Below are 20,422 nucleotides of genomic sequence, written 5' to 3'. Positions count from 1 at the left end.
CGCTGTTCGTTGCGTATCTATGACGGTTCGGTGCGGAATTGTTGCGCACGGGGCGGGTGATGGCGCGGCCCCGGTGGCACGTGCGAGAGTGGGCTCTCGTGACGGACGATCTTTCCTTCCTGCGCAGGCAGGCCCGTACCCAACGATTCACCCTCGGCGCTCCCAAGGAGTTCCTGGTCTCACCCGACGGTTCCCGCGTGCTGTTCCTGCGTGCGGAGTCGGGCACCGACAGGCGCAACAGCCTGTGGTCGCTCGACGTCGCCTCCGGTGAGGAGTCGAAGGTGGTGGACGCGGTCGCGCTGCTGCCGGGTGAGGAGGAGCTGCCGCCGGAGGAGCGCGCGCGGCGGGAGCGGGCCAGGGAGACCTCCGGCGGGGTGGTCGGCTACGCCGTGGACAACGAGTTCACCGTCGCGACCTTCTCGCTTTCCGGCAAGCTCTACGCCGTCGAGTTGGCCACGGGGCAGGTCCGACTGCTTGTCGAGGGCGCCGTGGTGGACCCGAGGCCCGATCCCACCGGCAGCCACGTGGCCTACGTCAGCGAGCGCAGGCTGCGGGTTCTGGAGCTGGCCACCGGCTCCGACCGGACGCTGGTGGACGAGGAGGGCGACGACATCGCGTGGGGCCTCGCGGAGTTCATCGCCGCCGAGGAACTCGGCAGGGTGCGCGGCTACTGGTGGGCCCCGGACGGCAGGAGCGTGCTGGTGGAGCGCAGCGACCGCTCCGCCGTGCCCCGCTGGACCATCGCCGACCCCGTCAACCCGGACACGCAGGCCACGACCGTGGCCTATCCGGCCGCTGGAACGACCAACGTCGACGTTTCACTGTCCATTGTGGACCTAGAAGGCAACCGCGTCGACGTCGAGCCGGGAGGCTGGGAGTACCTCGCGGCCGTGCACTGGTCAGCAGGCGGGCCGCCGCTGATCGCCGTGCAACCGCGTGACCAGCGCCGGCTCGAGATCCACGCCGTCGACCCCTCCGACGGATCCACGCGGCTGCTGCACACCGACACCGATCCGGACTGGGTGGAGATCGTGCGCGGCGTTCCGGCGTGGACCAGCGACGGCAGGCTGGTGCACGTGAGCGTGGTTGGCGACAGCTACCGGCTGTTCGTCGACGGTACGCCGGTGACGCAACCCTCGTTGCAGGTACGCGCAGTGCTACACGTGGGCGACGAGGTGCTGTTCAGCGCCTCCGAAGGTGACCCGACACAGCTTCATGTCTACCGCACCAACGGTTCCGGCGTCGAACGGCTGTCCGAAAAGGAGGGTGTGCATGTCGGTTCGGGCACCGCGGCGGTCACCGTGCTGTCGTCGTGGAGTCTGAATCGCAGCGGCCCCGAAGTCAACGTGCTCGTCAACGGAAAGCCCGCGGCGAGGATCGATTCGTACACAGTGGACCCGGGAATCGCGCCGGACCCGATGCTGCTCACCGTGGGCGAGCGCGAGTTGCGGGCCGCGCTGGTGCTGCCCACCGGGCACCGGCCGGAGGACGGCCCGCTGCCGGTGCTGCTCGATCCCTACGGCGGACCACACGCCCAGCGGGTGCTGCGCAGCCGCAACGCCTTCCTCACTCCACAGTGGCTGGCCGACCAGGGCTTCGCGGTACTGGTGGCCGACGGAAGGGGCACGCCTGGCCGGGGCCCGGCGTGGGAGAAGGAGATCGCGGGCAGGCTGGCGGAGGTCACCCTCGCCGACCAGGTCGACGCGCTGCACGCGGTCGCGCTGGAACACCCGGGGCTGCTCGACCTCGGCCGGGTGAGCATCAGGGGCTGGTCCTACGGCGGCTACCTTTCCGCTCTCGCTGTGCTGCGCAGGCCGGACGTCTTCCATGCCGCCGTCGCGGGCGCACCGGTGACGGACTGGTCGTTGTACGACACGCACTACACCGAGCGCTACCTCGGCCACCCGGACCAGGACCCGGCCCGCTACGAGCGCAACTCGCTCATCGCCGACGCGGCGAACCTGCGGCGCGCGCTGCTGATCGTGCACGGACTGGCCGACGACAACGTGTTCGTCGCCCACTCGCTGCGGCTGTCGGCGGCGCTGCTGGCCGCGGGCAGGCAGCACACCTTCCTGCCGCTGGCGGGCGCCACACACATGTCGCCGCAGGCCGAGGAGGTCGCGGAGAACCTGATGCTCACCCAGGTCGCGTGGCTGAAGCGAGAACTCGCAGCCGTGTCGGAACACACCGGGGAGGACGCGAGGTGACCACCCGCTGGGGACTGACGGTGCCGCTCACCGGTGTGCCGCTGCCCGCGCACCGGGAGATCATCGAACGGCTGCCCGACCTCGGTTACACCGACGTGTGGTCGGCCGAAACGGCGGGCACCGACGCGTTCACCCCGCTGGTGCTGGCATCCCAGTGGGCGCCGACACTTCGCCTCGGCACCGCCGTCGTGCCGGTTTACACCCGCGGTCCTGGACTGCTCGCGATGAGCGCGGCGACCCTCGCCGAGTGCGCGCCTGGCAGGTTCGTGCTCGGCATCGACGCATCCTCCCCTGTGGTCGTGGGCAACTGGAACGCCGCGGAGTTCACCCAGCCCTACGCCCGCGTGCGCGACACGCTGCGGTTCCTGCGCTCCGCGCTGGCGGGGGAGAAGGTCAGCGCGGAGTATCCCACGTTCTCGGTGAGCAAGTTCCGCCTGGAGCGCCCACCGAACCCGCCGCCGCCGATCATGCTGGCCGCGTTGCGGCCCGGGATGCTGCGGCTGGCGGCCACAGAGGCCGACGGCGCGATCACGAACTGGCTGTCGCCGGAAGACGTGCGGACGGTGCGTGCCGAGGTGAGTGCCGGAACCGAACTCGCCGCGAGGATCTTCGTGTGTCCCACAGAGGACGCCGATGCGGCTCGCGGTCTAGGCCGGTTGCTCATCAGCAGCTACCTGACCGTGCCCGTGTACCGCGCGTTCCATGAGTGGCTGGGCAGGGGAGATGCGCTTGAGCCGATGCAGCGCGCCTGGGCGGCGGGGGACCGCAAGCAGGCCAACGCGGCGATCCCTGACGAGGTGGTCGACGAGTTGATCGCGCACGGCAGCCCGCAGGCCTGCCGCGAGCGGCTGCACTCCTACGTCGACAACGGCCTGACAACTCCGGTGATCGCGCTGCTGCCCACCGGGGGTGATCCGGTGGAGCAGGTGGAGGCACTGGCGCCGCGCTAGGGTGCTGCGGTGGAGACGCGGCTGCTGCTGGAAGCGGTGACGGCGGAGTTCGGCCGCACCGCGGCGACGACACCGGGGTGGCCAGATCCGCATCCCGATGGCGCCGAACCGGTGGAGGAGGAGTACTCCCGCTGCACCGAGCCGGGCAAGTACCGCATCCTGCACGCCCGCGCGCGGGCGTGGACACGCGCGCTGATTGATGCGGGCCTGGCGACCCTGGAGGAAGTCGCCGATCCCGGCGATGCCTGGCGGGAGGTCCCGAGCGTTACCCCCGAGACCGCGATCCGGGTGCGTCCGACCCGGGACGGCGCGCTTTGTCTGCTACTCGGATTCGCGAGCCTGAGCGGCGTGCCTGACGCCGTAGCGATCATCGGCGCCGCGGAACCCGCCGTCTACCTGGCGACCGTGCCCGACTGCGGCTGCGACGCCTGCGACAGCGGGTCGGACGACCTGCTGTCGCAGTTCGACGAACAGGTGCTCTCCGTGGTGGAAGGCGACTTCGTGCACGTCACCACCAAGCGCGGCAGGGTCATCGGGATGCGGTCGGGTTGGTCAGCCGAGCACCGGGGCGATGTCAGGCATGTCGAGACCATTCTCGCCGACGCGCGTCGTGGAAGATCCCGCTACCCCACAGTGCACGGGGCTGCCTGGTACTAGGAAGGCGTCAGGTGGAGGAAGTCGGTGACACCGACGAGCGCCAGCACCTGGCGTACCGGGAAGGGCATGGCAGAGCGGGTCTCGTCGTGCACGAGCCTGGGGTTGGTGAGCCGCACGTCTTCGCCTCGGGTGCGCAGTTCGCAGCCACCGGCCGCGAGCACGTTCCTCACCCAGTCGGCGTCGGGCCCGTACGTCAGTGCGATCACGTAGTCGCCGCCCGCGCGGAAGACGTTGAGCGGGATGCGGTATCGACGGCCCGACCTGCGGCCGGTATGGGTGAGCATCGCGAACCCCGGCAGTCGCGGCGCCACCAGCCGGGTGACGCGGTTGGTGGCGACCTTGTTGAACCGGGCCAGTCGCTTCGGAAGCACCACGGCACCCAGTGTGACACCTAGCGTGACCAGATGGCCATGGCGAGCACCAGGCCGGTTGCCGCCGCCCCGAACCCGGCGAGCACGGTGACCACGACGTTGGCGACGGCGTAGAGCCGGGCCCGTTCGGTGAGCAGGCGGATCGTCTCGTAGCCGAAGGTGGAGAACGTGGTCAGCGAGCCGCACAGTCCCACGCCGAGAAGTGCCCGCACACTGTCCGGTTCGCCGCCCAGCAGCGACCAGCCTGCCAGTACGCCCAGCAGTGCCGAGCCCGTCACGTTGGCCAGCAGGGTGCCCCACGGAAACGCCGAGGCGTGGGCGCGCTGCACCCGCCGGTCGACGAGGTAGCGCAGCACGGCACCGGCCGCCCCGCCGAGCAGCACCAGTGCCGCCGTCACGGTTCCCGCCGGTTCATGTACTGGATCATCTCGACCTCGTCGAGCGTCACCAGCCCTTCCCCGATCAGTTCGTCCAGTTCGGGCAGGAACGCGCGAACCCGCTCGGGCCTGTCCACGATGACCACCGCGACCGGTAGGTCCTCCGAGAGCGACAGCAGCCTGCTTGTGTGGATCAGCGAGTTGGCGCCGTAGCCCTCGATGCCTCGCAGCACGGACGCCCCTGCCAGCCCCGCTTCGCGGGCTCTGCGCACCACCTCGTGGTAGAGCGGCTGGTGGTGCCAGACGTCGTCCTCACCGACATAGATCGTCAGGCGCAGTCCACGGCCGGACTCTCGCATCACGCACCTCCCGCTTGCCTGGCTCGCCGGATGACGGCTCTGGTCACCAGCATCCCAGCGGCTACCGCGACCAGCGAAGCGAGCACCGAGCCCACGGCATAGCCGATGGCCAGCCCCGGGCGGCCCTCGAGTACCGACCGCATCGCGTCAACGACATAGGTGGAGAACGTGGTGAACCCGCCGAGCAGGCCGATGCCGAGGAACGGTCGCAGCAGCCGGTGCGGCTGCGCCAACTGCGAGATCACGACCATCAACACGCCGATGAGCAGGCAGCCGAGGACGTTCGCCAGCAGGGTGGATAGCGCCAGCCCGCCGCGAGGATGGGGCAACGCCACGGTGAGCCCGTACCTGGCGAGGCTGCCCAGCGCGCCGCCCGCCGCGATCACGAGCAGCACGTCCCACTGACCCGCTCGCCGCATGCCCCAATGATTGCCTACGCCGCCCGCTCGGGTCGCCCGGGCCCACCGGTGCGCCACGCTGCGTGACCACGTACTGAGGAGGGGTCGGCCTAGCACCGCGAGCTTCACCGCCTGACCAGCCACGAAGCGTGACGGGGAACCTGCGTGTGAAGCCGCTACGACGACAAGGTAGGCTTTGGCCGTCATCTTGAAGCGAGGTGGCGGCCGGGCTGTGGCGCAGTTTGGTAGCGCACTTGACTGGGGGTCAAGGGGTCGCAGGTTCAAATCCTGTCAGCCCGACGGTCTGGATGAGCCCGCTGGCTCTGGGTGGAAGCCCAGGTCAGCGGGCTTTTTCGGGTTTTGTTCACGTTTGTTGCGTGCCGTGTTTTCAAGGTCGACAGCGGTGTGCAGGAGCGTTTCTGGAGTGGATCATGTGTGTGGCGGCAAGTGGGGTCGCGTTATGACCCCCGCCCGCTTGGGTTGGGCGTACTCGCCGGGGCGGCGACCATCGTCGGCGCCGTGATCGACAACGCCGAGCTGTCAGCGTTCCTGCTCGGCATCGGAGTTGGCGCCATCGTGCAGGTCGTCGTCCAGATCGCTCCAGCACTACGCGACCATGCGAGGCGCTACCTGGACCACGCCACGATCAGGGGAGTACCGGCCCGCTCGTCACTGTCTGACGTGCCATTTTGAACTGCAGCGCCTGCACCGCTACTATTCATGCAGACATGGCAATATGACAATGCTTGTTTAGGAGTGATCATGTCCGAGGCGATGGCCTGGGTGGCGGTCGGTCTGTACGCGTTGTTCCTGGGTGTGGCGTTCGGGTTTCGATCGTTCTTGCTGTGGCGGCGGACCGGATCGATGGGCTTTCACGGGGTGGGCGGCCGGGTCGGCTCCGCCGAATGGATGGCCGGTGTACTTTTCGTCCTCGCGATTCTGGTGGGACTGCTGGCTCCGGTGCTGCAGGTCAGCGGCGTGCTGGAACCGGTCGGCGGGCTGGCGCACGGTGTCGGCTACGCGGCTGGGGGACTGCTCGCCGCCGCAGGGTTCGCCGTCACCGTGGTCGCCCAGCAAGCAATGGGGAGCTCGTGGCGGGTGGGGGTGGACCCGGAGGAGGCAACGGAGTTGGTCACGGGCGGGATCTTCGCGTTGGCTCGTAATCCGATCTTCACGGGAATGATCACTGCGGCAGTGGGGCTGGCGTTGCTGGCGCCGAACGTGCTGGCGCTGGGAGGGGTCGTCGCGCTGATCGTCGGCGTGCAGTTGCAGGTGCGCGTGGTTGAGGAGCCCTACCTTCGCCGCGTCCACGGCCACGCCTTCGCCGGCTACGCCGGTCGCGTCGGCCGGTTCGTGCCGGGCGTCGGAAGGCTGACGCCCGGCACGCGAACAGGTGCACGGGTGTGAGGGTGTGGCTATCGGGCGCTTGTGGACAACGGATTCTCGTTGTTTTCCACCGATTTTTCGGTGGGTCTTGACCTGTCCTCGTCGGGCGGTTGAACGGCAGCCACCCGTGGCGTGGCGAGGAGATTGATCCAGCAGCCCCGCTCGACCTTGCTCGTCGACATCCGACAGCTCCTCCATGGACGATCGAGAATGACCGTTGTCACCGATGTCTTCCGATTGATTTGCTGAAGGTACTATCACCCGGCGATGGCGATGACAGACGAGTTGCCTGCGGCGATCCACCGGGACGACTTGGCGCCGACCGTGTCGCTGTTCCACGCCGCTTGCCGGGCGTGCGGGCTTCGCCCTGGTGCTCTCCGGCGTGCTCGGCAACCTCATCGATCGCGGCGGTGACGGCTACGTCACCGACTACTGCACGCCGGCCGGTTTCCCACCTTCAACGCCGCCGACACTCTCATCACTGTTGGCGTGGTCCTTCTCGTGCTTGCCAGTCTCTTGCAGCCAAGCGACCGTCGGGAACGGACTTGACTCGGCGAGCGGAATGTCCCCGTGACCGCGGCAGTGCGGACTGACGCCAGCCAGCTCTGCGTTCGGCAAACTCTCCGCAGCGTACGAGCGAGGCTGGTAGCAGGTCGGCGGAATACGGTGGCGCGGGCAGGACCTCGCGAGCGTATATCCAGGGTAGTGATAACGCTCGCGCAACGAAGCAGGCCCGCCAAGCACACCCGACCCGGAGAGGCAACGCGTGCCCGGATACCGCATGCCCAGGCTGATTGGCCCTGGGCACAGCTCCATCCCCGTCCCCCAAGCAGCCGCGCCGCGTCGACGCGCCGCGGGCCCAGCCCGAATCTGCGCGCGGTCGCCGTCATCGTCGGCGTCGCCGCAGGGGCCGGAAGCGCAGCGCTCCAGTTCCTGGCAAAGACACCTCCCACGCCGCGCGAACCTCGTTCGATCTCGTTGCCGCCAACCTCAACGGTCGTGGAAGCAGCACCGGTACAGGCGGGCCGTGATCGCTCCTGGACTCCTGCTGCAGACGCAGCCCACTCACAGTCCGGTCATGGCGCCACCCTTTTCGCACGCACCGCGGCGGCATCCACCCCGGCCCGGGAACAGTCGATCAACCCCCGACTACCCGGCTCGTCGAGAACCGCGCGGTGAACCCGTGCCCAGAGGCCGTCCTCGGTCCACCGCAGAACCACCGGTGACGTGGTGGGAGTTTGGCCGTCCACCTCGGACAACCCAGCCGGTCCCAACGCCGGACGAGGTTCCGGCGCTAGTCCCCACTGGACATGGCGAACCCCAGCAGCAGAACGATGGACCCCAGTAGAAAGTGGGACAGCAGCGTCGCGTAAGAGGGAATGTCCGCGGGAGTGGCCTGGTAGGCGAGGCGTGCCTGCGAACGGCCGAAGGTCGCGAACGAGACCGCCTCGGCGGGAGTGCCCGGAGGACGTGACCTCACATGGCGCGGAAGGTAGATCACCGGCAGTTCCCTTCCCCTCGGCGGAAGACGTTCGCCTCCGTGCGCGGGGGACAGGAACGTGCGGGTGTGACCATCTTGATCGACGTACCAGATCAACGCGCACCTGCGCGGAGTCTGCCGGTCTCTGTCGTAGCGGTGCCAGATCACTGTGGCCTCAGCCCGAACACCGTGCTTGCGCAACCGCCATCGCCGGAGGGCTTCCCCTTTGAAGAGATACAACATGATGAGAAACCCGGCCCTTGGGAACGAGGTCGCCGTCATTCCCAGCAGCTTGCCCGTCACGTCGGCGGGCCGGGCGTGCTGTGGCTTTCCGGGGAGGTACAGGATGTCGAAGGTCTCACGGACCGCTATCACGCCACGGCCGGTGTCCACCGGCGCGAGCATGACCTTCTGCGGTCGGCCGCGCTGGTCCACGAAGTCCACGCGCATGCGCGAAACCTGGTCCGGTTCGATGACGCGCTTCAACACCGTGCCGGTGGTACGCACACCGTGCCGCCGCAGACGCCACACCCGGTACGGCGCGCCCATCAGCAATCCCAGGACGATGATCCCGCATACGACCATGATTCGACCGATGCTTGCCGGTCCCACGAGTTCCCCTGTTCCGCCAGCGTCCGTCAGGAGCCGACAATCCCGGCTACCGGCATCAGAAACACCAGACCCACCAGGGTCTGGACCACTACCGCTCTGGCGAACGTCGCCGCTGTGACATGCAGCCGGGCGTTGTCGGGCTTGTCCGGTAGGTAGTCGACCTCCAGTTGCTCGCCGACCGGGGTGAGCCGCTTGCACGGTTCGGCGATGCGCATGAGGCGTCCCGGGCCGTACTCGAACTCGGCAACGATGTACCAGTGCTTGTCCTTGACAGGTTGAGACTCCACTGTGGCGCCGACCCGGCGCGTTTCCGTAACGACGTGGTCGATCACCGTTGCGGTCGTGCGGACACCCCGCAGCCTGAGCCGCCGTCGGTGCACGGCTTTGCCCGCGACGTCTACCAGTGTGGCTAACCCGATGCAGCCGGAGACGGCCATCAGCGCATCAACGGGTGTCACGAGGAGAGAATATCGAGCCGCCACCTTCAGCGGCGTGCTTCGACGAAATTCACCTCAACGCCACGACCGGCCGACGCCGGTGCACACCCAGGACGGCATCCCGATGCCTGCCATGAGGTGAGGACACGCAGCGGCGGTACCGGCCATCGGCGCAAGCCGGATTCGGTGCTGGTGCTGTTTCAAGATCGGTTTGCGCCGTGAGGCGCTGCGATTCGAGTGGAGATGGGAGACCTTCGCCGCTGTCCTGTCGTAGCGGGATGGTGTAGCTGAGGGCAGCGTGATCCGGCTGGCGCGTGGCGGAAAGGAGTACGTGAGTGCGGCGCGTCCCGCTGCGTACCGTTGTGGCGGGAACTCCAGGGTGGATACGAGAGCCGGTCTGAGTCGTACGGGGAGCCGGGCGGTCATTTCGTCCGCGGCCATCTGCCGCAGGCTGCATCGACGGCATCGCGGGCTGCACTGCGCGCGGCCTGAGAGTTCCACAGCGGCACTACTTGTGAGTAGGTACGGGCGTGTCGGGGTGTTAGCATCCCGACACGCCCGCACTGTCGCCGCGCATCCCGCCCGGATCTCGCAAGGACATCGGGGTGGTCAACATGGCCGTGGAAGGTCGAGCGGCCCCTGGCCTGGATCACTCGCCAGCGGCGCAGCGTGTGGCGACCCCGTGGCAGCCAACAATGACCGGTAAAGGCCAGCCTCTCAGCCCAGTACCGGGCGGCCCAGGGGCAGTGGCCTGCCGCCTGTCGCGGTGGAAAGTGCGCCGGCGAACAGGTACACCCCTACCGCGGTGAAGGCGAACACGACGTACCCGCCCGCGGTGGTAGCGCCGGGGGAGTCGCTCACCGTTCCGTACAGCACGAGCGCGAGCGCGAGGTCGATCAGCGTGAACAGCACTGTGAACGCGGCGGGCAGCCGCAGGGTGGTCAGCGTCAGCAGGACGATCATGACCAGCCAGGCGATCAGGAACAGGCCCTGCGTGGCGACAGCCGCGTCGCCGGAGACGCCGAACCAGCCATGGATAAGGCCGAGCACCAGTGCCGCGTAGCTGAGCCAGAACCCGGTGAACACCCCGAACACGGCGGCGACCGCGCTCTGGCCCAGCGCCGCGGCCCACACCGCGGCGACAAGCTGGCCCAGGCCGGTTGCAGGCAGGATGATCGCGATCGACGCGCCGACAGCGCCGCTCGGGACGTACCCGGTCAGCACCAGGCCGAGCGCGGTCGCGCCGACGATGAAGGTGGGTACGCCGATCAGGGCGGGGTCACCTTCGGGCACGGAGCGGGGTGGGGCCTCGGTGGCAGCGGCAGTGGTCATCGTTTACTCCTCGTTGAGTTGCGAATGATCCTCGGATGCGGTCAGCTGGGTGGCGGCCGGCGGTTGGCCGGCCGCGGTGGAAGCCGGAGACGCGGCGGCATTACCCGCTTTCGGTGCCGCGCTCGGTCAGTGGCGACAGGCCGCAGCCGGCGTCGAGCACGGCCTCCCACCGCGACTTGACGACCAGTTGCGATCGAGTGGGTCGCGTTGGGGCAGGTATGCACGGCGCTCGATCGCTTGCGCTGTGAGACCTCCGCTGCTCATTCAGTCCTTGGCCATATTCGTGACAGCTCAGGGTGATCGTCGTCGATCAGTCGATGCGCCAGGGCGATCGCCTCGTTCGGATCGATCTGGTCAAAGGCGGGATACCCCTTGGCGACGCCCTCCAGAATCTCTGCCAGTTCCTTCGCCGCTGCCGGGGACAGACTGGTATCGCGGCGGGATTGCACGTAGCGCAACCGCAGCACGCCCGCGGCCTGCAACAGCAGGGAGCAGTAAGTATCGTGAGTGGCTGTTGCCCTTTCAGGCCGCTCACCCGACTCTTGGCCTTCCACGCCGGCTCCCTTCTCTCTTTTCGAACTGTCGCTGCGGACCGCTGGTAGGGCCGCTCCTGCTCGATTGCCAGCCAGGCGGTGCTCGCCATTGGACTGTCCATTCGCGGCGGTGTGGTAGCCAGCCCGTCTTGCACAGTGAAGCCCCGGGGCGTCAGGGTTTGCCGCCTTCGCTGTGCGCCAAGCTTCTGCTTGGCACACAACGAAGCCGGGTGTGGATTCCTCAGGTGGCGCGTTGTTTGAGTTGTTTGGCGGCGGTGGTGGGGTCGGTGGCGTTGTAGATGGCTCCGCCCGCGACGGCGACGGTGGCGCCCGCGTCGCGGACCGCGGCGATGGTGTCGATCTTGATGCCGCCCGCGATGGAGAACGGCACCCCGGCGTGGCGCCCGTCCTCCAGCAGGGTGTCGATGGTGTAGCCAGGGCGGGCCTGCTCGTCCAGGCCCGCGTGGATCTCCACGAACGACACCCCCAGCTTAGCGACCTCCCGGATCCGCGACACCCGCCCGTCGACCACGGTGATCATGTCCGCGACCACCTCCTTGCCGTACCTGCGGCCCGCCGCGACCGCGCCACGCACGGTGTCGTCGTCGGCCGCGCCCATCACCGTGACCAGATCCGCCCCGGCCTCGAACGCCAACGCGGCCTCCAACTCACCGGCATCAGCGGTCTTGAGATCGGCGAACACCAGCTTGTCCGGATGCGCCGCCTTGATCGCGCTCACCGCGCCGATCCCCACCGACTTCACCAACGGTGTGCCCAACTCCAGAATGTCCACGTGCTCGGCCACCTGATTCGCCAACGTCAACGCCGACGGCAGATCCACCACATCCAACGCAACCTGCAACTTCACAGCAATCCTCCTCTAGACACTGCACGACGGAAGCCGTCCGCACCCGCCACCGACACCAGCCAATAACCCCCACGACACTTCCCCACCCACCCAAAACCCAGCAACACCCCACCACATGCGAAAACACAATCCCCCAATCCACACAACAAATAACCACCCACCAAACCCCACCCCCATACACTCGGTATTGAGTTATGGGTCGAGCTGGAGGGGCTTGGCTGCGATGCCGCCGGATTCGCGGCGGTTCGCGGTGTCTCGCGGAACAGGTGTCTCCCGCGTAGTGCGGGCCGCATCGCCGGTCACGGAAGGGCGCGGCCTGCGGAAGTCGACGGCGACAAGCGTCGGCTGTATAACTGCTGGCCAGGAGCTCGTCGAGCGAAAGCGTTCCCCGGATTCCGGCAGTCAGCGCGGCCGTTGCGGCCACACCAGTCCGCTCGTGGCAGCGTGGCTGCCGTTCGTCCGTGATTTGGCCCCGGTCGTTCGTGATCAGTTGCCACGCGTGGCGACAACGAACAAGCTGTGCGAAATGCAAGCCGAGTTCGGGGCGAAGCAGACCGACAATCACCCTGAACCAACCCTCGGCGGGCAACGGAGCCTGTTGTCGCACGGCCATCGCGAGTGGTCGAACATGAGGGAGGACGCCATGAGGCGGGAAACACCCGACCTGCCTGCAGCGCACGCGCTCGTCGCAGCCGGCCGTTACTGCCGCCGCCGCTAGTCGATTGCTCTCGCGCTGTGTCTATTCATTTCCCGGAAGCGGCGGCAGGCGGAGGTAATCCGCGGTGGAACTGTGCTCGCGCCGAGCGTTCCGGATCCGGGACCTGGCTGCGGGCAGGGATCAGCCGCCAACTGACGACGGACGTCCGGAACCGTGTTCAACAGCAGCCATTGCTCACCGTCGGGCGGAAACGGCGATCCCCGCGTGTGTCATCGCGGCTTCACGCGTGGCGGGGGCCCCTTGGCAGCTCTGCTCGCGTTCCGGCCGCACCACTGGCGAAGCGGAAGACCTACACGCACATCAACAATGCGAACCCGATATTCGGCGAAGTGTCCAAAGCACGGCGTTGGGTGACGGACTTGGACATCGAAATCGGTCGAGCCGGCTTGGAGGTGGAAACATGAACGCTTGGTCTGCCTCGGAGTTCGAGGCGCGCCTGCGGTCTATCGGAGAAGAGCGGTACCACCATCTGCATCCGTTCAACGAGCGGATGCATACGGGCCTGCTGTCCGAGGAGGAGTTCCGAGGCTGGGTGCGCAATCGCTTCTATTACCAGATGAATCTGCCAAAGAAGGACGCGTTCATCCTCACCAAGCTCCCCGGCAGGGAAGACCGGCGCCGGTGGATTCAGCGCATCATCGATCACGACGGCCGGACGGGTGACGAGGGTGGTATCGAGAAGTGGGTTCGTCTCGGTGAAGCTGTCGGCTTGACCCGCGAAGAGCTGTTCGACGTCGACACGGTGCTGCCCGGGGTGCGGTTCGCCGTGGACGCCTATGTGGACTTCTGCCGGCAGAAGCCATGGCTGGAGGCCGTGGCCTCGGCACTGACCGAACTGTTCGCGCCGGACCTGCTCAGCCGCCGGATCACCGACGTCCAGCACCACTACCCGTGGATAGCCTCGGAAGGGCTGGAGTACTTCCGAGCGCGGCTCACCCAGCAGCCCAAGGACATCGCTCATCTGCTCGAACTGGTGCTCGACAACGCGAAGTCCAGGGAACAGCAGGACGCGTGCGTACGGGCGCTGGAGTTCAAGTGTGATGTCCTCTGGAGTCTGCTGGATGCCGTGGAACTGGCGTACAGCAAGAGTTCGTGATGGACGAATCCGACTTGACAGCCGTCCCGAAGCTGGCAACGAAGGCGATGCTCAGGCACGACGGTGTCCGGGATGTGGAGCTGCTCCTGCTCCCTGAGAGGGTGGTGCTCTTGAACAAGTCCGGGGCAGCGATCTTGCGACTGTGCGACGGCAGCCGGACCGTGCGGGAGCTGGTCGCCCAGCTTGAGCACGATTTCGAGGCTACCGATCTGGCGAACGACGTGGTGACGTTCCTCAAGGACGCGCGCGGACGGGGCTGGGTGGTGGTCACATGAACGGCATCCCGCAGCCGTTCGGCCTGCTGGCCGAAGTGACACACCAATGCCCGTTGCACTGCGTCTATTGCTCGAACCCGTTGACACTGCTCGATCGGCGTGACGAGTTGGGCACCGACGATTGGTTACGGGTGATCGGCGAGGCTGCCGCGCTCGGTGTCGTACAGGTCCATTTCTCAGGTGGTGAACCCCTTGTTCGCGGCGATCTTGAGACGCTGATCGCCGAGTGCCATCACCTCGGCCTTTACACCAACCTCATCACCAGCGGCCTCGGACTCACGGAGAGTCGTGCGACGTCGCTGGTTTCGGCGGGGCTCAACAGCGCGCAGCTGAGCATTCAGGGCGACACCGCCGAGTCGACGAACTTGGTCGCGGCAAGCAAGCGATTCGACAAGAAGGAGGAAGCCGCGCGCATCATCCGCGAAGCCGGACTGCCGCTGAACATGAACGTGGTCCTACACCGGTTGAACCTGTCTCGACTGGACGAGATCATAGACGTCTGCGTGGCGTGGGGGGCCGAACGCCTGGAACTCGCGAACACCCAGTACTACGGCTGGGCGCTTCGCAACCGAGAGCTACTGATGCCAAGCAGAGCCCAGCTGGACGAAGCGGTCGGCGTATACGAACGCCGCAAGGCTGAGCTGGGGGAGCACATGGAACTCCTGTGGATACTGCCGGACTACTACGAGCCGTATCCGAAGCCGTGCATGGGTGGCTGGGCGCAGACCGCGCTGACCGTCGCCCCGGACGGAGCGGTCTACCCGTGTCCGGTGGCCGCCGAAATCACGACGATGAAGTTCCCCTCGGTTCGCGACCGCGATCTCGAGTGGATCTGGTTCAAGTCCGAAGCGTTCGAGGCATTCCGGGGAACCGGGTGGATGTCCGACCCGTGCCGCAGCTGCCCGCGCAAGGAGACGGACTTCGGCGGATGTCGTTGCCAGGCCTTCGTGCTGACCGGTGATCCGGCACGTACCGATCCCGTTTGCGTGCATTCGCCCGACCATCACCTGGTGCAGGACGCTGTTGTTCGTGCCAACCAGCAGGACGTCACAGAAGGCGGCGAAGCGAGCCACGAGAAGCTTGTCTACCGCCGCCCGCCAACGTCGGCACGGAGGTGAACGATGCCGCTCGAAAGCCGCGCTGCCGTCAGGAGCAACCTCACGCAGGATGAGGCGGCAGCGCGTTCGGCCGAGGTTACCGATGTTCACTACGCGGTGGAGCTCGATCTGACCGCAGGCGAGCGGACGTTCGCGACGAGCACGGTCGTCCGCTTCCGGGCGCGGGCCGGTGATGCGCGCGTATTCCTCGACTTCGTGGGGGAGGTCGAGTCGGTCGAGTGCAACGGCCGTGAGCTGGGGCCGCAAGCGCACGACGGGACGCGCATCCGGCTGGACGTGCGACCTGGCGCGAACACGGTTCGGGTGGCCGGTACCGCGTCGTACTCGCGAACGGGCGAGGGACTACATCGTTTCCACGACCCGCTCGACGGGCAGGTGTACGTGCACACCAAGTTCGAGCCGTTCGCGGCGCACACGGTGTTCGCCTGCTTCGACCAGCCTGACCTGAAGGCCAGGTTCGACCTGACCGTCGCCGCCGACGATCACTGGGCGGTGGTCGCCAACACCGACCCAATCGAGCGGCTCGCGCTCGCCGGCGGCGGGCGTTCGACATGGCGCTTCGGACGCACGCCACCACTGCCGCCGTATTTGGTGGCCTTGGCCGCCGGTCCGTTTCGCAGGATGCGGTCGAGACACGGCGGGGTGCCGTTGGCGCTGTACGCACGGGAGTCTCTACTCGACGAGCTCACCGGCCAAGCGCCCGAGCTGTTCGAGGTGATCAGCCGTGGCCTCGATTTCTACAGTGAGTTGTTCGACCTGCCGTACCCGTTCGCCAAGTACGATCACGTGTTCGCGCCCGAGTACACATTCGGAGGGATGGAACACCCTGGCTGCGTGACGCTCAACGAGCGATTCCTGTTCCGGCACCGGGTCACTGGGGACAAGAGGCGGCGACGAGCCGAGCTCTTGATGCACGAGATGGCCCACATGTGGTTCGGCGACTACGTCACGATGCGCTGGTGGGACGATCTCTGGCTTAACGAGGCCTTCGCGACGATGATGTCGGTCGTCGCGCAGCCCGAAGCGACCCGGTACGGCGAAGGCTGGACCGGCTTCGCGCACCACGCGCTGCCGGTAGCTCGACATGGCGACCGGCTTCCTACCAGTCACGCGATCCGGGTCGAAACCGCCGACACAGATGCTGCGCGGTCGAACTTCGGCCCGATCGTGTACAGAAAGGGCGCAGCGGTGCTCCGCGCCCTCGCTGCCGGCTTGGGCTGGGAGTCCTTCGTCGCGGGTGTACGGACATATCTGCGGACACACGCGTGGGGAAACGCCGGCCTTGACGACTTCGTTGCCGCGCTGCGGCGGGTATCGACCGAAGATGTGGACAGCTGGGTGGACGAATGGCTGCTGCGTCGTGGCGTCAACACCGTCGAGGTGTCTCGACTCGCGGCCTGCGCCAGGGCCGTGCAGCTTCCCGATCCGGCCGTTCCGCCGCGGCATCTGAATCTGAGGGTCGCCGCGTTCGACGACTGCGAGGGCACGCTGGTGCTGCGGCAACGCGCGCAGGTGACACTCAGTCCTGATGAGTGCGAACGTGACCTCACGGTGTTCGGCGGGCGGAGTCCGGACCTGCTGCTGCCCAACGACGATGCGGTGAGCCCCGTCAAGGTGAGGCTCGATCCACGATCGCGACTGACGGCGTTGCGAGGTCTGTCCACACTGGATGATCCGCGAGCGCGAGCAGTCGTCTGGGGAGCGTTGTGGGACGACGTGCTCGACGCGCGACTGCCGGCACGGAGCTACGCATCGGCCGTTCTCACGCATGGAGTGAAGGAGAGCGATGTCGGGGTAATGGAGGTGCTCCTGGAGCGCGCTGTGGCAGCGGTGCGGGTCTATGGTGACCCATCCAGCAGCTGCCGAGCGCTCGCAGGCGTTGCACGTCAAGTCCGCGACCAGTTGGCCGGTGCCGCCGCGGGCAGCGATCGCCAGCTGGTACTTGCCCGTACCCTGGTGGATCTCGTCCAGGCCGACGGTCACGATCTGCTGAGCGAGATGGTGTGCGGGCGGTCCCCATGGCCGGGACTGGAAGTAGATCGCGATCTGCGATGGCGAGCGTTGCTCCGGCTCGCGTCGACCGGTTGCGACCTCGAAGGACTTCTGGACATCGCGATGGAAGCCGATCCGGGAGACAGCGGACTCCGGAACGCTTTGACGGCACAAGCAGCACGTCCGGTCCCCGCCGCCAAGGAAGAAGCGTGGACGCGGTTGTTCAGTGGCAGCTTCTCGCTCGCGGAACGCAAAGCCATCATGGCGGGGCTGCGCCAACCCGGCCAGGAGGCGCTGCTCACCCCGTACGCGGACCGCTACTTGCGAGCGTTGGAGAGCTCGGCGCAAGCCGCCGAGCCCGAGTTCTGGTCGGCGTTCGCCGGCGCGCTCTATCCCCGTTTCACCACCGCTGAGCAAAGCGTGCTTGCGGCTACTGATGCCCTGCTCGAGAACAAGCTGCTCCCCGAGAACGTGCACAAGGTGGTCAGCGAGGAACGAACCGAGCTCGTCATCATGCGGGCCGCACGAGCGTGCGACAAGGCGGGCAGGACACGCTGACCGGGAGTTCGGTGGCCGGCGCGAGGCTGCGGTGCACACGGCTGCCGAAGCCGCCCGCCAGCAGGACTCCCGTTACGGGTACCGGTCAACTCCCGCGCCCAGGGAAATGGAACGCAACGGTGTTCCGGTCGTTGCCGCCAGCTCGACTGGAAATAGCCGTACCGCTGAGATCACAATTGCTTCGCTCAACTTTGGCCGAGGTATCCGGATTTCGGCAACCTGGGTCGAACGAGTGGCGGTGAATCGATGACAAGCGGTGCCGATGTCGCCACGAACAGAGGACGGATCCGTTGACCGGGTGCCGTTCTTTCGTTGGGATCGCGGGCGGGTGCGGGTCAATGTGCGTGCGTTTGAGGCGGCGACCGGCGGTTTCGCCGCCGTTTGATTCCCGTAAGGCCCGCACGTAGCGCGGTGCGCACCGTTCATACCCGGACAGCGCGCGTTTGTGTCCAACAGATTGACCCTGCGTGCCGGGCCCGGGCAAGCTCATCGCACACCGCGAGTCGACGGTGTAGCCGGCCACTGCCTCCCGGCATCCTTCGCGGGCCGAGCATCCCGACCACAGGCAACCGTACGACGAAGTCTGGAGTGAGAGGTGAATCGTGGTTCTACCGTCAAAGATGCCTCAGCTCGCTGACCTCGATCTGCTGCTTTCCGTGGAGAGGTACGGCAGCGTAGGAAAGGCCGCCCAGGCGCACAGCCTTTCACAGCCGGCAGCCAGTATCCGAATCAGCGCGATGGAACGTCGCCTGGGCCTGAGGCTGCTGGAGCGCTCTCCTACCGGTTCGAAGCTCACCGAGGAAGGAGAAATGCTGGCGAAGTACGCCCGTAACGTGATGCAGGCAGCACGAGAGTTGCTTGAGTTCGGATCGGCGTCCCAGTCCTCGGAAGCGAAACGGCTGCGGATCGCGTGCAGCCCGGCTATCTCCGAGCACTTGATCCCGGAATGGCTGAACCGGTCCGGGTTCTCGTTCGGCGAGGCCCGTGTCGAGGTGCAGGCAGGCAGCATCGACGAGCTCCGCAGGCTGATCCGGTCGCGCCATGTCGATCTCGCCTTCATTGACGGCTGGTGCCAGCCTGGGAGCCAGGTGCAGCAGCGATTTGGCGACGACATGGCTACCCGCTACATCTGCGACGACAGGCTGGCCGTGGTCGTCGGCTCGAAGCATCCATGGGCCAGGAGGCAGAGTCTCGTGACAGTGGAGGAGCTGGCCTCCGCCGCACTCGTGCTACGCGAGCGCGGCTCAGGACTTCGGGAGTTCACGGATGAACTGCTGAGGACAGCGCGCGCCTCCGGAAGCTACGTCGAGCTACCCTCCAGTGCCGCGATCAAACAAGCGGTCGCGACAAGCCAGCGGGTCACGGTGCTGAACATCTCCACCGTGCGGTCCGAACTCGTCGAAGGCAGGCTGAAACTGGTGGCTGCCGACCAGGAATTGCCGGCGAAGCCCATCTACGCGGCTTGGAGCGAGGGCCGCGGGCTTGCGGAGTACGCGCGGGAACTGGTGGAGATCGCCGCGTCGAAGGGCAGCCCGATGCCGGTTCTACTGCCTGACCAGAGAATGAAGATCAGCCTTCTCGCGGAGGCAAAACCCGCCGCGAGAGCCTAGTAAAACGGTCTGCGTCCAGTGAGTCGATGACCTTATTCGGGAACCATTCGCGAACGTGCCACACCGTTGCGGTGTTGAACGCAGGAGGACTAACGATGTCAGCTCTGAACAAGATCGCGCGTACCCTTGTCTCCAACAGGCGCGGAATCCTCGCTGCTGATGAGAGCATCGGGACGATGTCGTCCCGGCTTGAGAAGGTGGGGGTCGAGCCGACCGAGGAAAGCCGCCGAGCCTACCGTGAGTTGATTGTCACCACCCCTCGGCTGGAGGAGTCGATCAGTGGCGTCATTCTCGCGGACGAGACGTTCCATCAGAAGCTGACCAACGGTCGCACGTTTCCACGGTTTCTCGAAGATCTGGGAATCCTTCCCGGAATCAAGGTCGACACCGGTGCGAAGTCGCTGGCGGGAGCACCGGGCGAGAAGATCACCGAGGGTCTCGACGGGCTGCGCGAACGAGTAGCGGGTTACGTGAAGGGCGGAGCGACGTTCGCCAAATGGCGCGCGGTAATCACGATTGGTGACGATCTCCCGTCCGCTCGTGCGGTACGCGCGAACGTGCACGCGCTGGCGCGGTATGCGGGCCTTTGCCAGGAAGGCGGCTTGGTGCCCATCGTGGAACCCGAGGTGCTGATGGACGGTGACCACTCGCTGGCGCAGTGCCAACAGGTGACGACCTCGGTGCTGGAGTCGTTGTTCGAGGAACTCGACCTGATGCGGGTGCAGCTCGACGGCATCGTCCTCAAGCCCAACATGGTGGTTGCCGGGACCGACAGTTCGGAGCGACCCACGGTGGAGGACGTCGCGAAAGCCACGGTGGACACGCTGCGCGCTACTGTGCCGTCGTCGGTACCGGGTATCGCCTTCCTGTCTGGTGGGCAGAGCCCGGAACTGGCGACGCAGCACCTCGGGGCCATGCAGCAACTCGATCCGCTCCCCTGGGAGCTCACGTACTCCTTCGGCAGGGCACTTGTCGGACCGGCCTTGGAGGCGTGGCAGGGCGACGAGGGCAAGTGGGCCGCTGCCCAGGAGGCGCTTTCCGAACGAGCTGTCGCGAACGCGGCCGCCCGCTGAGTGCTCGAGCGGCGG

General features: G+C 66.8%; 21 protein-coding genes, 1 tRNA gene and 2 pseudogenes. 14 read left to right on the top strand and 10 right to left on the bottom strand.

Features of this window, described 5'->3' with window-relative positions; all coding sequences use genetic code 11:
- The first annotated feature begins 59 nt into the window (after positions 1 to 59).
- The 3 genes from FHU38_RS14875 to FHU38_RS14865 are packed head-to-tail and all read left to right on the top strand — an operon-like array spanning position 60 to position 3,814.
- On the top strand, positions 60 to 2,207 hold the full coding sequence (locus tag FHU38_RS14875; protein ID WP_167171716.1) for a S9 family peptidase: 2,148 nt from the start codon (positions 60 to 62) through the stop codon (positions 2,205 to 2,207).
- On the top strand, positions 2,204 to 3,157 hold the full coding sequence (locus FHU38_RS14870; protein ID WP_167171713.1) for an LLM class F420-dependent oxidoreductase: 954 nt from the start codon (positions 2,204 to 2,206) through the stop codon (positions 3,155 to 3,157). The genes FHU38_RS14875 and FHU38_RS14870 overlap by 4 nt, the downstream gene beginning before the upstream one ends.
- Positions 3,158 to 3,166: 9 nt before the next feature.
- Positions 3,167 to 3,814: a DUF6226 family protein gene (locus FHU38_RS14865; RefSeq protein ID WP_167171711.1), complete on the top strand. Its 648-nt coding sequence runs from the start codon at positions 3,167 to 3,169 to the stop codon at positions 3,812 to 3,814.
- Here FHU38_RS14865 and FHU38_RS14860 read toward each other — a convergent pair.
- Genes FHU38_RS14860 through FHU38_RS14845 form a run of 4 tightly spaced genes read right to left on the bottom strand, consistent with a single transcriptional unit; the run spans position 3,811 to position 5,340 of the window.
- Positions 3,811 to 4,188 carry a nitroreductase family deazaflavin-dependent oxidoreductase gene (locus FHU38_RS14860; RefSeq protein WP_167171708.1) on the bottom strand — a complete coding sequence of 126 codons (378 nt, stop codon included), beginning with the start codon at positions 4,186 to 4,188 and terminating at the stop codon, positions 3,811 to 3,813. The two genes, FHU38_RS14865 and FHU38_RS14860, sit on opposite strands and share 4 nt — an antisense overlap.
- 17 nt (positions 4,189 to 4,205) lie before the next feature.
- Positions 4,206 to 4,583, bottom strand: a complete 378-nt coding sequence (gene crcB, locus FHU38_RS14855) for a fluoride efflux transporter CrcB (RefSeq protein WP_167171705.1) — start codon at positions 4,581 to 4,583, stop codon at positions 4,206 to 4,208.
- On the bottom strand, positions 4,580 to 4,921 hold the full coding sequence (locus FHU38_RS14850; RefSeq protein ID WP_167171702.1) for a DUF190 domain-containing protein: 342 nt from the start codon (positions 4,919 to 4,921) through the stop codon (positions 4,580 to 4,582). Before FHU38_RS14850 ends, crcB begins: the two co-directional genes overlap by 4 nt.
- Complete coding sequence (locus FHU38_RS14845) at positions 4,921 to 5,340, bottom strand: fluoride efflux transporter FluC (protein ID WP_167171699.1); 420 nt, start codon at positions 5,338 to 5,340, stop codon at positions 4,921 to 4,923. The genes FHU38_RS14850 and FHU38_RS14845 overlap by 1 nt, the downstream gene beginning before the upstream one ends.
- Positions 5,341 to 5,545: 205 nt before the next feature.
- Between FHU38_RS14845 and FHU38_RS14840 the strand changes: the two genes are divergently transcribed.
- From FHU38_RS14840 to FHU38_RS28190, 5 genes and pseudogenes are all read left to right on the top strand, one after another.
- Positions 5,546 to 5,619 (top strand) — tRNA-Pro (locus FHU38_RS14840).
- 135 nt (positions 5,620 to 5,754) lie between these two features.
- The gene (locus FHU38_RS14835; protein ID WP_208415681.1) at positions 5,755 to 6,012 is read left to right on the top strand and encodes a hypothetical protein; all 258 of its coding nucleotides are present in this window, start codon (positions 5,755 to 5,757) and stop codon (positions 6,010 to 6,012) included.
- 69 nt (positions 6,013 to 6,081) lie between these two features.
- The gene (locus FHU38_RS14830) at positions 6,082 to 6,726 is read left to right on the top strand and encodes a methyltransferase family protein (protein WP_243852258.1); all 645 of its coding nucleotides are present in this window, start codon (positions 6,082 to 6,084) and stop codon (positions 6,724 to 6,726) included.
- A 268-nt stretch (positions 6,727 to 6,994) separates the two neighbouring features.
- A pseudogene (locus FHU38_RS28195) lies at positions 6,995 to 7,132 on the top strand (hypothetical protein); the annotation flags it as partial.
- A gap of 5 nt (positions 7,133 to 7,137) precedes the next feature.
- Positions 7,138 to 7,254 carry a signal peptidase II gene (locus FHU38_RS28190; RefSeq protein WP_208416488.1) on the top strand — a complete coding sequence of 39 codons (117 nt, stop codon included), beginning with the start codon at positions 7,138 to 7,140 and terminating at the stop codon, positions 7,252 to 7,254.
- A gap of 522 nt (positions 7,255 to 7,776) precedes the next feature.
- On the opposite strand, the pseudogene FHU38_RS28185 reads toward FHU38_RS28190, so the two are convergent.
- The 6 genes and pseudogenes from FHU38_RS28185 to hxlA all read right to left on the bottom strand — a co-directional run.
- Positions 7,777 to 7,939: pseudogene (locus tag FHU38_RS28185) on the bottom strand (IS5/IS1182 family transposase); the annotation flags it as partial.
- Positions 7,940 to 7,999: 60 nt separating this feature from the next.
- Positions 8,000 to 8,797, bottom strand: a complete 798-nt coding sequence (locus FHU38_RS14820) for a hypothetical protein (protein ID WP_167171696.1) — start codon at positions 8,795 to 8,797, stop codon at positions 8,000 to 8,002.
- Between the two features lie 26 nt (positions 8,798 to 8,823).
- Positions 8,824 to 9,255, bottom strand: a complete 432-nt coding sequence (locus tag FHU38_RS14815; RefSeq protein ID WP_167171692.1) for a DUF3592 domain-containing protein — start codon at positions 9,253 to 9,255, stop codon at positions 8,824 to 8,826.
- 696 nt (positions 9,256 to 9,951) lie between these two features.
- Complete coding sequence (locus tag FHU38_RS14810; RefSeq protein WP_167171690.1) at positions 9,952 to 10,566, bottom strand: GPR1/FUN34/YaaH family transporter; 615 nt, start codon at positions 10,564 to 10,566, stop codon at positions 9,952 to 9,954.
- Between the two features lie 260 nt (positions 10,567 to 10,826).
- Positions 10,827 to 11,120: a hypothetical protein gene (locus FHU38_RS14805; protein WP_167171686.1), complete on the bottom strand. Its 294-nt coding sequence runs from the start codon at positions 11,118 to 11,120 to the stop codon at positions 10,827 to 10,829.
- Positions 11,121 to 11,340: 220 nt separating this feature from the next.
- Complete coding sequence (gene hxlA / locus FHU38_RS14800) at positions 11,341 to 11,967, bottom strand: 3-hexulose-6-phosphate synthase (protein ID WP_167171639.1); 627 nt, start codon at positions 11,965 to 11,967, stop codon at positions 11,341 to 11,343.
- Between the two features lie 1,118 nt (positions 11,968 to 13,085).
- Between hxlA and pqqC the strand changes: the two genes are divergently transcribed.
- The 6 genes from pqqC to FHU38_RS14770 all read left to right on the top strand — a co-directional run bounded on the left by pqqC (position 13,086) and on the right by FHU38_RS14770 (position 20,407).
- On the top strand, positions 13,086 to 13,781 hold the full coding sequence (gene pqqC, locus FHU38_RS14795; RefSeq protein WP_167171683.1) for a pyrroloquinoline-quinone synthase PqqC: 696 nt from the start codon (positions 13,086 to 13,088) through the stop codon (positions 13,779 to 13,781).
- Entirely contained in the window at positions 13,781 to 14,056 is a 276-nt protein-coding gene (gene pqqD, locus FHU38_RS14790; protein ID WP_167171680.1) for a pyrroloquinoline quinone biosynthesis peptide chaperone PqqD, read from the top strand. Before pqqC ends, pqqD begins: the two co-directional genes overlap by 1 nt.
- On the top strand, positions 14,053 to 15,174 hold the full coding sequence (pqqE, locus tag FHU38_RS14785; RefSeq protein WP_167171677.1) for a pyrroloquinoline quinone biosynthesis protein PqqE: 1,122 nt from the start codon (positions 14,053 to 14,055) through the stop codon (positions 15,172 to 15,174). Before pqqD ends, pqqE begins: the two co-directional genes overlap by 4 nt.
- Positions 15,175 to 15,177: 3 nt before the next feature.
- The gene (pepN, locus tag FHU38_RS14780) at positions 15,178 to 17,724 is read left to right on the top strand and encodes an aminopeptidase N (RefSeq protein WP_167171674.1); all 2,547 of its coding nucleotides are present in this window, start codon (positions 15,178 to 15,180) and stop codon (positions 17,722 to 17,724) included.
- Between the two features lie 620 nt (positions 17,725 to 18,344).
- Positions 18,345 to 19,334 (top strand): LysR substrate-binding domain-containing protein, encoded by a 990-nt coding sequence (locus FHU38_RS14775; protein WP_167171671.1) that lies wholly within the window; start codon positions 18,345 to 18,347, stop codon positions 19,332 to 19,334.
- 95 nt (positions 19,335 to 19,429) lie between these two features.
- A complete protein-coding gene (locus tag FHU38_RS14770; RefSeq protein ID WP_167171667.1) occupies positions 19,430 to 20,407 on the top strand; it encodes a class I fructose-bisphosphate aldolase in 978 nt (325 codons plus the stop codon).
- Positions 20,408 to 20,422: the final 15 nt, after the last annotated feature.

This window comes from Saccharomonospora amisosensis, from assembly GCF_011761185.1.
GTDB classification, from domain to species: domain Bacteria; phylum Actinomycetota; class Actinomycetes; order Mycobacteriales; family Pseudonocardiaceae; genus Saccharomonospora_A; species Saccharomonospora_A amisosensis.
Note: the sequence above shows the minus strand (reverse complement) of the source record. Positions and strands in the feature narration are given on the sequence as shown.